Genomic DNA, 13157 nt, shown 5'->3' with positions numbered 1-13157 from the left:
TGCCGCTCTGACCCGCCGGCGTCTCGTCGTCCCGCCGGTCCTCCCCGGGGGGCGCGAGAGACCGGTGGGGATAATCGCCCCGTGGACCTCGAGAACACCTGCCGCGCGTTCGTCGCGGTGAGCGAGCGGCGCAGCTTCACCGGCGGCGCGGCGGCGATCGGCGTGCCGCAGCCCGTCGTGAGCCGCCGCGTCGCCGCGCTCGAGACGCACCTCGGTGGGCGCCTGTTCGACCGGACGACGCGCGAGGTGTTCCTCACGGGGCTGGGGAGCCGGCTGCTCCCGGCCGCCCAGCGCGTCGTCGAGGCGGCGGACGACCTGCGGGCGGCGGCGGCGATGCGCGAGGCTCCGCCCCTGCGCCTCGTGGTCCCGGAGGACCTCTCGCCGACGGTCACGGCCACGCTGATCGCTGACGCCCGGCAGGCGGGGATCGTGCTGCGGCCGCTGCCTGCCCCTCCGGCACGACGCGCGGAGATGGTGCGCGACTCGCGCGCGGACGCCGCGCTCGTCGTGGCGACGACCGGTGCGGCGCGCTGGACCGCCCCGCTGGGGTGGGGCGGTGGCGGCCCGGACGGCGGGGCACGGGTGTACCTCGACGAGCTGGCCCCGCGCCGCGGAGACCCCGGACCGCCGCGACGCGTGTGGGTGACCCCGGAGGACGACAACGCCCTCGTCGGCGACGCCCTGGCCCGGCACGCCGCGTCCGCAGGCTGTTTGCCGCGGCAGGTGCGAGTGGCCCCGCTGGTCCCCGCGCTGGCCGCGGTGACGACCAGCGCGGACCTGCTGCTCTGCACCCCGGTGCAGGCTCGCGAGCTGGGGCTCTCCTGGACGTCGCCGGGCGGTCTCGACCTCTCCCGGGCGCACCGCCTGGAGCTGCGGCCCGGCGATCCCGTGGCGGCGACCGCCTCGATCGACGCCCTGGCCGAGGCGATCGCGCTCGCCCTCGGCGCCGCGGAGGTCGCCCCGTGATCGCGGGAGCCGCCGCGGCGGGCGAGGTCCGGCGGGTGCGGCACGAGCTCGCCGATGCCGGCCTGACCGCGGGGATCCTCGTCCGCGACCTCGACTCCGGCCGGGAGGTCGGCGTCGACCCGCACCTCGAGCTCCCGGTCGCCTCCCTCGTCAAGGTCCCGGTAGCTCTCGCGACGCTCGAGCGGATCCGTCGCCGGGAGCTCGACGCCGCCTCGACCGTGGTGGTCGACCCGGGGCGTGCGACGAGCACGGGACCGCCGGGCGTCACGCGGTTCAGGCACCCGGCGTCGGTGGCCCTCGACGACCTGCTCTACCTGGCCGTCTCGCTGAGCGACAGCAGCGCCTGCGACGCGCTGCTCGCCCTGACACCTCCCGCCCACGTCAGCCGGGTGCTGCGCGAGCTCCGGGTGCCGGACGTCGAGATCCGGCACGGTCTCGGCGAGCTGGACGACACCCCGGCGGAGGCGATGGAGCACCTCGCGCCGGGGCTCGGGCACGCCTTCGCGGCGCTGGCGAGCACCGCGAGCGGAGGAAGCGTGATCCGGTCGCTCGACGTCTCGGTGTCGACGACCTCCTCGGCGCGCGTGCTGGCGGACCTCCTCGGCGCGGTCTGGGACCCGGACCGGCTGGACCCCGCGGTGTCCGGACGCCTGCGCGAGCTCCTCGCCTCCAACGTGCACCGGCACCGCCTGGCGCCCGAGTTCGACCGCGACTCGTCCACCTGGTCGTCCAAGACGGGCACCGTGCTCAACCTGCGCCACGAGGCGGGGGTCGTCGAGCACGCGGACGGCGGCCGGTTCGTCGTCGTCGTCCTCAGCCGGTCCAGCGTGGCGGCGGGGGCGCAGCCGGCCGCGGAGATGGCGCTCGGTCGCGCCGCTCGCCGGCTGCACGACCTGGTGCGCCGCACCGCACCCTCGCCACGCCCGTGATCCCGGTGGTCCGTCAGAGCAGGTCGAGCGAGGTCCGGTAGTCCGGCACGACGACGCGGGTCCGGGGCGACGCGCGTCGGATCGCGGCCACCGTGGCACGCAGCCGGTCGGCCGTCCCGTCGTCCTGCACGGTGGGCGGGTCGGTCGGCGAGGCCTCGAAGTGGTCCCAGTGGACGGGGACGACCAGCCTGGGCCCGTCGAGGACGTCCATGAGCCGGGAGGCGTACTCGCTGGTGACGTCGTTCGCCGGCACCGGCACGGCGACCGCGTCGGGCCGCAGCCCGCGCAGCGACACGTCGTCGAAGTCGCTCGCCCCCAGGAGCAGCACGCTGCGGCCCGACGGCGCGCGCAGGAGGTACGCCAGCGTGTCCCCCTCCGGCAGGTCGGCGATGGTCGCGGGGCGCTCCGGTACCGCGTGGCGCACCCCGGGGAACAGCACCCCACCGTTGCCGGAGCGGCTGTGCAACGACCGGACGGCGCGGACCACCAGGTCACCCACGACGATCTCCTCGCCGCCCTTGAGCACCGCGAGCTGGTCGTCGGCCACACCGAAGGACCGTGCGAGGTGATATCCCGTCAGGGTGGTGAACACCGTGCCGCCCCGGGTCGCGGCGATGTGCGGGACGTCGCCGAAGTGGTCCCAGTGGGTGTGCGTGACCAGGGTCGCGGTGACCCGGCCTGCCCGGTCGGGCCGCCCCAGGACGTCGTCGATCGCCGCCGGGTCGACCGTGAGCTGCGTGCCGCGGTCGAACAGTCCCTTCGCCAGCCCCGTGTCGAACCGGGTGAGGTAGGGGTCGACCAGCAGGTGGGAGCGCGGCGTGCGGATCTGCCAGCCCGCCACGCCGAGCCAGCGGAACGTCGCGTGGCCGGTCGCACCTCGGTCCTCCACCCGGGGCGCGGCGAGGGCAGGGGCGCCGGTGAGCGCTCCGGCAGCGGCGGTTCCGGCCAAGCCGAACAGGGTCCGGCGGCGGACGGTCACGGTCATGTCGTCTCCTCGGGTCGTCGTGGCCACGACCGTGCCACCCCGCGACCGATGCCCACCAAGACTCGTGACCGCCCGGTCATGCGCTTCGGGAATGAGTGGTCCGGTCGGCGCCGGGCGGACGTGTCCGCGCCTCCGGCGCTGCACTCCCTACACTCGCCCGGTGCGTCGTGTGCTGAGCCGTTGGGTGGACCCGTTCGTCGTCACGCTGGTCGTGGTGATGGTGCTGGGGCTGGTGGTGCCCGTCGGCCCGGGGGTGCAGCAGGTCGTCGACGTCGCGGCCGACGTCGCGGTGACGATCCTGTTCCTCGTCTACGGCGCGCGCCTGTCGACCCGCGAGGTGTGGGCGGGGCTGCGCAACTGGCGCCTGCAGGGCGGCATCCTCGTCGCCACGTACGTGCTGTTCCCGGTGCTCGGCCTCGTCGTCGCGTGGGCGATCACCCCGCTGGTCGGTGCGCCGCTCGCCGCCGGGATGCTCTACCTGTCGCTGCTGCCGTCGACCGTGCAGTCGTCGGTGGCGTTCACGTCGGTGGCGCGCGGCAACGTCGCGGGCGCGATCTGCGGCGCCACCGTGTCCAACGTGCTCGGCATGGTGCTCACCCCGCTGCTGGTGCTGTGGCTCATGACCGACGCCGACGGCGGCGCAGGCGCGACCGCCGGTCACGGCCTCGACGGGCTGCAGACCGTGCTGCTGCGGCTCCTGCTCCCGTTCGTCGTGGGCCAGCTGCTGCAGCCGTGGGTGGGCGACTGGGTCCGCGCCCGCCGCTGGCTCACCCTGTCCGTGGACCGGGGCACGATCCTCGTCGTGGTGTTCTCCGCCGTCGCGGCGGCGAGCTCCGCGGGCGTGTGGGCCGGCACCTCCGCCTGGGCGATCGTCGTGCTGCTCGTGGTGAGCGGGGTGTTCCTGGCGATCATGCTCGGGCTCACGTGGTGGGGCGGCGCCGCGCTCAAGCTGCCCGTCGAGGACCGGATCGCGCTGCTCATGTGCGGGTCCAAGAAGTCCCTCGCCACCGGCCTGCCCATGGCGAGCGTGCTGTTCCCGGTCGCCGCGGCCGGCGTCATCGCCGTCCCGGTGATCATCTTCCACCAGCTCCAGCTCGTGGTCTGCGCCGTGCTCGCCCGCCGCCTCGCCCTGCGGGACTGAGCAACGGGGCGGCGGCGAGCATCCCGGCGGCGCAGCGCAGCGGGGTCCACGGCCGCTGCGGCCCGGGCCGGCCGACACGGCGCTCCGCGTTCGGGTCGTCCCACAGGATCGCACGCGCCCCACGGTGCCCCGCGGTGCCCGACGGTGCGGGGGCTGATCCAGGGTCCGGCGATCCGTGGCTGGGCTGTCCGCCCCCTAGACTGTGCCGCACGCACCGGACGACGACGTCGGGAGGTCGCGGTGGAACGCTCGGCCATGTCGATGGCCCGCGGGGACGGGGCCCGCGCGGCAGGGGTGCGTCGTGACCCCCGCAGCGTGCGCGCCGCGTACGAGCGGTTCCTCGGCACGGGCGAGCCGCCCGGCGGCATCGACCCCGTCGTCGCCGACTCCTGGCGCCGCTCCCTGCGCAGCGGCGTCGACCCGGACACCCCGCACCCGCAGGTCGCGCTCGCCGACGCCGAGCTGGCCGCCTACCGCGCCGCCCATCCCCTCGCCGCCGTCATGCCGGTGGTCCGCGAGCTCGTGGTCGACGGCGCCGCGGACGACGGCCTGGTCGTCGCCGTCTCCGACGAGATCGGCCGCCTGCTCTGGGTGGAGGGCAACCGCCGGCTGCGCGGCACGGTCGACCGGGTCGGGTTCGTCGAGGGTGCCGTGTGGGGCGAGGAGAGCGTGGGCACCAACGCGCCGGGCACGGCTCTGGCGACCCGCCGTGCCGTCCAGGTGATCGGCGCCGAGCACTTCGCCCGCCCCGTGCAGGAGCTCAGCTGCGCCGCCGCGCCCATCCGCGACCCTCGCACCGGACGGGTGCTGGGCGTCCTCGACGTCACCGGCCGACGGGCCGCGGCGACGCACGTCGTGCTGTCCCTCGTGCGGGCCACGGTCGCCACCGTGGAGCGCGAGCTCGCGACCCGCGCCGCCGCGGCCCTGCACCCGTCCGGCATCGCGCCGGTCGACCTCCGTGTGCTCGGCCGGCCCGTGCTGCGGACGCCCGCGGGGGAGCGGCCGCTGTCGCTGCGGCACGCCGAGATCCTGCTGCTGCTCGCGGAGCACCCGCGCGGCCTCGCCGCCGACGAGCTCGCCGTGCTGCTGCACCCCGGCGTGCTGTCCGACGTCACCGTGCGGGCCGAGGTCTCCCGGCTGCGGCACGTCGCCGGCGCGCTGCTCGCCGGGTCGCGGCCGTACCGGCTCGCCCGCCCGCTGCGCACCGACGCGGGCGACGTGCGCGCGGCCCTCGCCGACGGCGATGCGCGCGCCGCCGTCGACGCCTACGCGCCGCTGCTGCCGCGGTCCGTGGCCCCCGGCGTCGAGCAGCTGCGCGCCGAGCTCTCGGCCGAGGTCCGTGCCGCCGTCCTGGCCGCCGGCGACCCGGACGCCCTGGACGCCTGGGTGCGCGGCGCCGAGGGCGCAGACGACCACGCCGCCTGGACCCGCCTGCTCGACGTCGCCCCGGCCGGCAGCCCGCAGGCCGTGCGCGCCCGCGCCCGCGCCGGGCTGCTCGACGAGACGCTCTCGTGACGGCCTGACTGCAACGGGGCTGCAACCCTCGCCGTCCTACGGTCGCGTCCAACGCGGCGCGACGAGGCGCCGCACGTGCGAGGAGGCAGCATGACCGTCTACGCAGCCCCCGGTCAGCCCGGGGCGGTCGCCGAGTACCGCGCCCGGTACGACCACTGGATCGGCGGCGAGTACGTGCCGCCGGCGAGCGGGCAGTACTTCGAGAACCCCAGCCCGGTCACCGGGCAGACCTTCACCGAGGTGGCGCGCGGGAACGCCGAGGACATCGAGCGCGCGCTCGACGCCGCCCACGGCGCGGCGCCCGCGTGGGGGCGCACGTCCGTCACGGAGCGGGCGAACGTCCTCAACAGGATCGCCGACCGCATGGAGGCGAACCTCGAGAAGATCGCGGTGGCCGAGACCTGGGAGAACGGCAAGCCCGTCCGCGAGACCCTCGCCGCCGACATCCCGCTCGCCATCGACCACTTCCGCTACTTCGCGGGCGCCATCCGCGCGCAGGAGGGGTCGATCTCGGAGATCGACGAGGACACCGTCGCGTACCACTTCCACGAGCCGCTCGGCGTGGTCGGGCAGATCATCCCGTGGAACTTCCCGATCCTCATGGCCACGTGGAAGCTGGCCCCGGCGCTCGCGGCGGGCAACGCCGTCGTGCTCAAGCCGGCCGAGCAGACCCCGGCGTCGATCCTATTCCTCATGGACCTCATCGGCGACCTGCTGCCGCCCGGCGTGGTCAACGTCGTCAACGGGTTCGGCGTCGAGGCGGGCAAGCCGCTCGCGTCGAGCTCGCGCATCCGCAAGATCGCGTTCACCGGCGAGACGACGACCGGCCGCCTGATCATGCAGTACGCGTCGCAGAACATCATCCCGGTGACGCTGGAGCTCGGCGGCAAGAGCCCGAACATCTTCTTCTCGGACGTCGCGTCGGCGAAGGACGACTACTACGACAAGGCGCTCGAGGGGTTCACGATGTTCGCCCTCAACCAGGGGGAGGTGTGCACCTGCCCGTCGCGCGCGCTGATCCAGGCCGACATCTACGACCAGTTCCTCGGCGACGCCCTGGAGCGCACGAAGGCCGTGAAGCAGGGCAACCCGCTGGACACCGACACGATGATCGGCGCGCAGGCGAGCAACGACCAGCTCGAGAAGATCCTGTCGTACATCGACATCGGCAAGGCGGAGGGCGCCAAGGTCCTCACGGGCGGGGGCCGCGCGGAGATGGACGGCGACCTGGCGGGCGGGTACTACGTGACGCCCACCGTCTTCGAGGGCAAGAACTCGATGCGGATCTTCCAGGAGGAGATCTTCGGGCCGGTCGTGTCGGTGACGGAGTTCGCCGACTTCGACGACGCGATGAAGATCGCCAACGACACCCTCTACGGCCTGGGCGCCGGCGTCTGGTCCCGTCAGGGCGAGACGGCGTACCGCGCCGGCCGCACGATCGAGGCCGGGCGGGTGTGGACGAACTGCTACCACGCGTACCCCGCGGCCGCGGCGTTCGGCGGGTACAAGGGCTCCGGCGTCGGGCGCGAGAACCACAAGATGATGCTCGACCACTACCAGCAGACCAAGAACCTCCTGGTCAGCTACTCGGGCCAGAAGCTCGGGTTCTTCTAGACCGATGACCGACGACACGATCTCCCGTGTCGCCGTGACGGACGCCGCGGCCGGGCTCCTCGCCCGGCTGCGGCGCCAGCACGGCGAGCTGATGTTCCACCAGTCCGGCGGCTGCTGCGACGGGTCCAGCCCGATGTGCTACCCGGACGGCGACTTCCTGCTGGGCGACGCCGACGTGCACCTGGGCGACCTGCGCCTCGTCGACGGGCCGGACGACGCACCCGGCGCGACGGGGGAGGCGTTCACCGTCGCGGTGTGGATGAGTCGCGCCCAGTTCGAGTACTGGCAGCACACGCACCTGACGATCGACGTCGTGCCCGGCCGTGGCGCCGGCTTCAGCGTCGAGGCGCCTGAGGGCGTGCGGTTCCTCATCCGCTCGCGGCTGCTCACCGACTCGGAGTGGGCCGGGGCCTGACGGGCGTCGTCGGCCAGGTCACCAGCCGGCGAACCGCCCGACGGCGACGAACGCGGCGGCCAGCAGCAGGAGCACGTTGACCCACAGCTGCGCGAGCTCGCGGCGGCGCACGTGCACCGAGATCGCCAGCGCCTGCAGCACGACGAGGCAGGTCGCCGCGGTCGGGGTCAGCCATGGCTGGACATCGGTGGCGAGCGGGAGGATCAGGCCCAGCGCGCCCGCGATCTCCGCCAGGCCGATGAGCCGCACCACGACGACCGGGAAGTCCTCCACCCACCCCATGGACGCGCGCAGGCGCTCGCGGCTGCGGGTCAGCTTGACGAAGCCCACCGCCAGGTAGAGCAGGGCCAGCAGCCCGGCGGCGACCCACAGTCCGATGTTCATCCGTGCCTCCTCGCGGCAGAAGCTCGTCGGCGGGGCGGCGGCGGTGCCTGGTGTAGTGCACGGTGCGGAGCGGCGACGCCGTCGTGCCTGCTCGGAACCTAGCGCGGGGACGTCGCGACCGGAACGACCTCGCCCGTGGTGTCGGAGGGTCGGCGCCCGATATGTTCTCCCGGTGACCCGAGAGACCCTCCCCTCCCTGTCGGCGCTGCCCGCGTGGCTCGTGCCGTCCGTGTACCTCCACTGGTCGGCCGACTGGCTGACGGAGTCCGTCGCGATCGCGACCCGCTCGCCGGAGCACCGGCTGCCGGCCGGCCCGGACGGCCCGCAGCGGGGCGACGTCGTCGTCACCGTGCTCGGCGACGCCGGTGTGGTCGCCGCCGTCGAGCTCATGGGCGCCAGCGACGGCGAGAGCTGGGTCAGCGACGACCTCTTCGGCCCGGACCGCCCGATCGTGTGGGCCGACCTGTTCGAGGGCGCCGACACCTACACGGGTACGTCCGGCTGGCTGCCGCCCGAGCACGCCCGGCTCGTGCTCGACGGCGTCGCGGAGCAGTTCCGCGGCGGCCCCGTGCACACGCTGGACCCGGGTGACTGCGGCGCCGGCGCCACCGCGCCCGACGTGCACGCCCTGCGCATCCTGGGCCACCGCGCCGTGACGGGCTGGTCGATGCGCCGCGAGGAGCGCTGCGCCACCTGCGAGCGGTTCGTCGACGTGCACCGCATGCAGGCCCACGACGACGGCGCGGTCCGCCTCGGCACCACCACCGCGGGCGGGCGCACCCTCGAGCAGCTCGTGCGCGACGTGCACCTGCTGTGCGGCCAGTGCCACGACCTGCTGCACGCGCACACCGTGGCGTCGCAGCGCGCGCGGATGCGCCCCCAGTGCCCGGGCTGCGGAGCGCGCGGCAAGACCAAGCGGATCGTGTGGGGCATGACGTTCCAGGACGACGTGATGAACGCCGAGCCGGACGTCGTCTACGGCGGCTTCGAGGTGCCCGTGCCCACGCCCGAGTGGTACTGCACCGAGTGCCACGCGAACTTCGCGAGCAGCGTCATCGCGTCGCGCGCGCTCACGCCGGCGGACCGGGGCGGCGCGAACGCCCTGCCGGCGACCGGGTCGCTCACCGTGGTGCCCGACCTTCCGGAGGACGAGCCCGCGGCCTGAGCTCAGGCCGCGGCCGGCGCGGTGGCGCGCCGTCGCCGGCGCACGAGCCCGTGCTCCGCGGGCGGGACGAACGGTGCGAGCAGCAGCGGCATGCCGGCCTCCAGCGGGGTGCGGTCGGCCTTGCGCCCGTTGCACGTCTCGCACGCGGCGACGAGGTTGAGCCACGACGAGTCGCCGCCACGGGAGCGGGGGACCACGTGGTCGACCGTCTCCGCGGGGCCGCCGCAGTAGGCGCACGCGCCGTCCCGGCGCTTCACGCCGTCCTTGGTGACCGCCGGCCGGCCCGCGCTGCGGTACCGCCAGCGCATCGCGACGTACCGCACCAGGCGCAGCACGCGGGGCATCGGGTAGGGGCCGAAGCGGTGGCCCTCCACCGCCTCCTCGACGACCGCGACCTCGCGGACGAGCATCGTGATGGCGTGCTTGACCGACACGCGGTGCAGGGGCTCGTAGCCCGCGTTGAGCACCAGGACGTCGGCCACGGCCTCGCTCCCTCCAGCTCGTCCGTCCGGCGGATCCGGTAGCGTGTGTGAATCCGGTCACAGCATGCTGCCGAGGTGAAAATATGCCGCCGAGGCGCGGAAGTCCAGGGCAAAGGTCGGCCGGGCGGTCGATGACGGAGGATGCCATGCGGCTGAGCGTCAACATCTTCACCTCGCTCGACGGTGTGGTGCAGGGCCCCGGAGGGCCCGAGGAGGACACCCGCGGCGGCTTCACCGAGGGCGGCTGGTTCGTGCCGTTCACCACGGACCCGGTGTTCGGGGAGGTCGTGGACGGGTGGTTCGCGGACGTCGACGCCTTCCTGCTCGGCCGCACCACCTACGACATGTTCTGGGCGTCGTGGGGGCAGGTCACCGACCCGGACGACGCGCTCGCCGCGCGCATCGACGCTGGCCCGCGCTACGTCGTCTCCTCGACCCTGCGCGACCCGGAGTGGGCCGGGACCACCGTGATCGACCCCGCCGACCTGGCCGCCCGGGTGCAGGCGCTCAAGGACGGCCCGGACGGTGAGCTGCAGGTGCACGGCAGCGCGCGCCTCGCGAGCACGCTGCACGACCTGGGGCTCGTGGACGTCTGGCGTCTCGTCGTCGCGCCCGTCGTCGTCGGCTCCGGCGCGCGCCTGTTCGACGACGGCGCCGCGCCCTCCGGCTTCGACGTCACGCGGTCGCGGCTCGGCGAGAGCGGGCTGGTGTTCCTGGACCTCGAGCCGCGCGAGCTGCGGCACGGCACCGCCGACGTCGTCGACGGCGCGCAGTCGGTGCGCGTCGACCCGGGATCGACTGGCTAGAGGCCGGCCGGGCTAGGGTCGGCCGGGCGAGGTCGTCAGCGCCAGGTGGGGATCCTCCTCGCGGACGGGCACACCACGCGCGACCTACCCTCGAAGGATGCGGGTGCTGTTCGCGACCACGGGCGGCCAGGGCCACTTCCGGCCGATGGTGCCCCTCGCCCGCGCGGTCGCCGACTCCGGCCACGAGGTGCGCGTCGCCGCGCCCGCTTCCTTCGCGGAGCACGTCGCGACGACCGGTCTGCGACACGAACCGTTCGACGACGCGGACCCCGTTGCGCTGGGAGCCGTCTTCGCCGCGCTGCCGAGCCTGTCGCGGCAGGAGGCGAACGCGCGGGTGATGACGGAGGTCTTCGGCCGCCTCGACCCCGTCGCGGCGCTGCCGGCGGTGACCGGCCTCCTGGCCGCGTGGCGCCCCGACGTCGTGGTCCGCGAGCCCGCGGAGGTGGCCTCCCTCGTCGCCGCGGAGGCGGCAGGGGTCCCGCACGTCCAGGTGGCGATCGGGCTGTGCTCGCTGATCAGGACGTTCGTCGACGAGCTGACCGGTCCGCTGGCCGAGCTCGCGGCCCGGGAGGGCGTCGAGGCCGACCTCGCCGCAGCGGCGGCGGCCGAGCCCGTGTTCACCAGCGTGCCGCCATCGTTCGACGACGATCGCGAGGGTGACGGCGTCGCGCCCGTGCGCTACCGGATCCCGGGGCCGCGCACGCAGGCCCCGCCGTTGCCTGCGTGGGGAGATCCTGACGCCCCGCTCGTCTACGTCTCCTTCGGCACGGTCGCCGCGGCGCAGGGCGTGTTCGACAGCACCTACTCCGCCGCCGTCGACGCCCTGGCCGGGGTGGAGGCCCGGGCCCTGGTGACGGTCGGCGCTCACGGCGACCCGGAGGCCTGGGCCCCGTGGCCGCCCAACGTGCGCGTCGAGCGCTGGTGGCCGCAGGAGGCGGTGATGCCGCTCGCGGCGGCGATGGTCGGGCACGGCGGTTTCGGCACCACGACGCTCGCGCTCGGGGCGGGCGTCCCGCAGGTGGTCGTCCCGCTGTTCGCGTCGGACCAGTGGATCAACGCCCGCCGGGTCGCCGAGGTGCGGGCGGGGCTCGCCGTCGAGTCGGGCCCGGGGCTCGTCGCCCGGCTCGGGGACGCGGTGCGCGCCGTCCTGCACGAGCCGCGCTACAGGTCCGCGGCACGGGGGACGGCCGAGGAGATGGGCCGGCTCCCGGCGCCGCGCGCCGTCGTCGGAGACCTGCTCGCGCACGCCCGGTGAGCGGCCGACGGGGCCGGCCCTCACGCGTCGTCCAGCGCCAGCGGCCGTACCTGCCCGCCGGCGGCGACGAAGAACCCGCGCAGCCGCACGCCCTGGGCGTCGGCCTGCTCGCGCAGGTCGCGGTTCCAGGCGCGGTCGTCGGCCGTGAGCGTGGCGTCGCCGGGCCGCTCGAGCACGACGACGGCGCTGCCGCCGGGCGCCTCGTCGTCGACGACGCCGCGCAGCACGGTGCCCAGGCCGACGAGGGCGGCGGGGTCGGGCCGGCGGGGCACGTCGTCGATGGGCAGCGCGAGCCCGAGGAGCCGGTCGTCGGCGTCGAGCCAGGTGACGGTGAGCGTGCGCCGTCGTGGGTGGACGCCGCCCGCGAGGAAGTGGGCGAGCTCCAGCAGCTCGGCGTCGTCGGCGACCTCGTCGCCCGGGCGGAACGGGGTGATGGTGTCCATGCGCCGTCACCCTGCCGCACCCGGGCCGCCGTCCGCCGGCGTTATCCACAGGCCGCTGCCCCGCGCTGCTCGGCAGTCAGGGGGTGAGGACCTCCGCGAGCTCGGCCCGGCCCAGGAAGTCCGCCCAGCCGGCCGGCGTCGTCCCGAAGCGTCCGTCGACGGCGCTGGGATCGGCGCCGTGGTCGAGCAGCAGCCGGGCGTCGTCCGGGGTGCCGGTGGTCGCCGCGTAGTGCAGGGCCGTGGAGCCGTCGTCGGCCGCGACGGTGACCGGGAAGCCGCGCGCCGCGAGCGACCGCACCGCGTCCCAGCGGCCGAGCCCCGCCAGCTCGATGACCAGCGTCGGGTGCCGGTCGGCCAGGTCGCCCAGGCCGCCGTCGAGCCGGAGCATCCGCTCGAGATCGGCCGGGCTGCCCCCGAGCGCCGTCGCGACGACGGGGTCGCCGCGCTCGCGCTGCGCGCGGTAGAGGTCGCGCAGCAGGCAGATCTCGGCGCCGTGCGCCATCGCCTCGCGGTTGAGGTGCACGACGAGCGCCGCGAGCGAGTCGCTCGCGTAGGGACCGCCGCGTGGCCCGAGCGGCTCGGCGAGCGCGTCGTCGTCGAGCCGCGAGAGGTGGTCGCGCCACAGCTCGTAGCCCTCGCGCAGCAGGTCGAGCCCGCCGGCGGCCGTGAGGGGCAGGGGCTCCGGCCAGTGCCGCGCGTCGAACATGTCGGCGTCGGTGGGGGCGGTCGTCGGCCCGAAGAGCGCGCGGCCGCGCTTGCCCCAGACGTCGCGGCCCAGGTGCGCGGCGCGCCACGCGATCGTCGTCACCGGTGGCACGGGCGGGTCCACCGGCGTCAGCTCGATCCGGACCGTGCCGTCGTCGTCGCGCCGCAGGCTCCACGCCCCGTCGACCGGCTCCCAGAGGTACTCGTCGTCGGTCAGCCCCTGCAGCCGCGGCCACAGGTGGGCGTCCCAGTAGAACTCGACCTGGCCGAGCAGGAGCGTGCGCAGGGTCGTCGTCATCCTCCGATCCTGCCCTGGAGGCGGTCGCCGAGCATGCAGCTGCGCACGTTCTCA

General features: G+C 75.1%; 14 protein-coding genes. 9 read left to right on the top strand and 5 right to left on the bottom strand.

All coding sequences use genetic code 11. The features are described from left to right. Window positions 1-81 precede the first annotated feature (81 nt). Both ACQP6G_RS02560 and ACQP6G_RS02555 read left to right on the top strand, forming a co-directional pair. Window positions 82-966, top strand: coding sequence for a LysR family transcriptional regulator (locus tag ACQP6G_RS02560; protein WP_429762600.1), 885 nt, complete (start codon window positions 82-84; stop codon window positions 964-966). Further along, window positions 963-1895 (top strand): serine hydrolase, encoded by a 933-nt coding sequence (locus tag ACQP6G_RS02555; RefSeq protein WP_429762599.1) that lies wholly within the window; start codon window positions 963-965, stop codon window positions 1893-1895. Before ACQP6G_RS02560 ends, ACQP6G_RS02555 begins: the two co-directional genes overlap by 4 nt. A gap of 13 nt (window positions 1896-1908) precedes the next feature. Here the strand turns inward: ACQP6G_RS02555 and ACQP6G_RS02550 are convergent, their stop codons facing one another. Beyond that, entirely contained in the window at window positions 1909-2880 is a 972-nt protein-coding gene (locus ACQP6G_RS02550; protein ID WP_429762598.1) for an MBL fold metallo-hydrolase, read from the bottom strand. A gap of 160 nt (window positions 2881-3040) precedes the next feature. Here ACQP6G_RS02550 and ACQP6G_RS02545 point away from each other — a divergent pair, with 160 nt between their 5' ends. The 4 genes from ACQP6G_RS02545 (at window position 3041) to ACQP6G_RS02530 (ending at window position 7565) form a co-directional block, all read left to right on the top strand. Beyond that, on the top strand, window positions 3041-4021 hold the full coding sequence (locus tag ACQP6G_RS02545; protein WP_429762597.1) for a bile acid:sodium symporter family protein: 981 nt from the start codon (window positions 3041-3043) through the stop codon (window positions 4019-4021). Window positions 4022-4261: 240 nt separating this feature from the next. Continuing rightward, complete coding sequence (locus tag ACQP6G_RS02540; protein ID WP_429762596.1) at window positions 4262-5536, top strand: GAF domain-containing protein; 1275 nt, start codon at window positions 4262-4264, stop codon at window positions 5534-5536. 90 nt (window positions 5537-5626) lie between these two features. After that, window positions 5627-7150: an acetaldehyde dehydrogenase ExaC gene (exaC, locus tag ACQP6G_RS02535; protein ID WP_429762595.1), complete on the top strand. Its 1524-nt coding sequence runs from the start codon at window positions 5627-5629 to the stop codon at window positions 7148-7150. A 4-nt stretch (window positions 7151-7154) separates the two neighbouring features. Then, on the top strand, window positions 7155-7565 hold the full coding sequence (locus tag ACQP6G_RS02530; protein WP_429762594.1) for a DUF779 domain-containing protein: 411 nt from the start codon (window positions 7155-7157) through the stop codon (window positions 7563-7565). 18 nt (window positions 7566-7583) lie between these two features. Here ACQP6G_RS02530 and ACQP6G_RS02525 read toward each other — a convergent pair whose 3' ends face one another. Continuing rightward, window positions 7584-7949 (bottom strand): DoxX family protein, encoded by a 366-nt coding sequence (locus tag ACQP6G_RS02525; protein ID WP_429728096.1) that lies wholly within the window; start codon window positions 7947-7949, stop codon window positions 7584-7586. Window positions 7950-8121: 172 nt separating this feature from the next. Between ACQP6G_RS02525 and ACQP6G_RS02520 the strand changes: the two genes are divergently transcribed. Then, window positions 8122-9114 (top strand): hypothetical protein, encoded by a 993-nt coding sequence (locus tag ACQP6G_RS02520; RefSeq protein ID WP_429762593.1) that lies wholly within the window; start codon window positions 8122-8124, stop codon window positions 9112-9114. 2 nt (window positions 9115-9116) lie between these two features. Here ACQP6G_RS02520 and ACQP6G_RS02515 read toward each other — a convergent pair whose 3' ends face one another. Next, window positions 9117-9596, bottom strand: coding sequence for an HNH endonuclease (locus ACQP6G_RS02515; protein ID WP_429762592.1), 480 nt, complete (start codon window positions 9594-9596; stop codon window positions 9117-9119). Between the two features lie 146 nt (window positions 9597-9742). On the opposite strand from ACQP6G_RS02515, the gene ACQP6G_RS02510 reads away from it, so the two are divergent. Next, on the top strand, window positions 9743-10402 hold the full coding sequence (locus ACQP6G_RS02510) for a dihydrofolate reductase family protein (protein WP_429762591.1): 660 nt from the start codon (window positions 9743-9745) through the stop codon (window positions 10400-10402). Window positions 10403-10499: 97 nt separating this feature from the next. Further along, complete coding sequence (locus ACQP6G_RS02505; protein ID WP_429762590.1) at window positions 10500-11657, top strand: glycosyltransferase; 1158 nt, start codon at window positions 10500-10502, stop codon at window positions 11655-11657. Window positions 11658-11677: 20 nt separating this feature from the next. Here ACQP6G_RS02505 and ACQP6G_RS02500 read toward each other — a convergent pair whose 3' ends face one another. After that, on the bottom strand, window positions 11678-12100 hold the full coding sequence (locus ACQP6G_RS02500) for a hypothetical protein (protein WP_429762589.1): 423 nt from the start codon (window positions 12098-12100) through the stop codon (window positions 11678-11680). A 76-nt stretch (window positions 12101-12176) separates the two neighbouring features. Further along, on the bottom strand, window positions 12177-13103 hold the full coding sequence (locus ACQP6G_RS02495) for a DinB family protein (RefSeq protein WP_429762588.1): 927 nt from the start codon (window positions 13101-13103) through the stop codon (window positions 12177-12179). Window positions 13104-13157: the final 54 nt, after the last annotated feature.

This window comes from Isoptericola nanjingensis (assembly GCF_050311635.1).
Lineage (GTDB): Bacteria > Actinomycetota > Actinomycetes > Actinomycetales > Cellulomonadaceae > Isoptericola > Isoptericola nanjingensis.
The sequence above is the reverse complement of the archived record's forward strand: the minus strand, read 5'-3'. Positions and strand labels throughout refer to the sequence as shown.

Coding starts and splice junctions, on each gene's coding strand:
- ACQP6G_RS02550 (WP_429762598.1), bottom strand. CDS start 2,880: ATGACCGTGACCGTCCGCCGCCGGACCCTGTTCGGCTTGGCCGGAACC.
- exaC (WP_429762595.1), top strand. CDS start 5,627: ATGACCGTCTACGCAGCCCCCGGTCAGCCCGGGGCGGTCGCCGAGTAC.
- ACQP6G_RS02530 (WP_429762594.1), top strand. CDS start 7,155: ATGACCGACGACACGATCTCCCGTGTCGCCGTGACGGACGCCGCGGCC.
- ACQP6G_RS02525 (WP_429728096.1), bottom strand. CDS start 7,949: ATGAACATCGGACTGTGGGTCGCCGCCGGGCTGCTGGCCCTGCTCTAC.
- ACQP6G_RS02510 (WP_429762591.1), top strand. CDS start 9,743: ATGCGGCTGAGCGTCAACATCTTCACCTCGCTCGACGGTGTGGTGCAG.
- ACQP6G_RS02505 (WP_429762590.1), top strand. CDS start 10,500: ATGCGGGTGCTGTTCGCGACCACGGGCGGCCAGGGCCACTTCCGGCCG.
- ACQP6G_RS02500 (WP_429762589.1), bottom strand. CDS start 12,100: ATGGACACCATCACCCCGTTCCGCCCGGGCGACGAGGTCGCCGACGAC.
- ACQP6G_RS02495 (WP_429762588.1), bottom strand. CDS start 13,103: ATGACGACGACCCTGCGCACGCTCCTGCTCGGCCAGGTCGAGTTCTAC.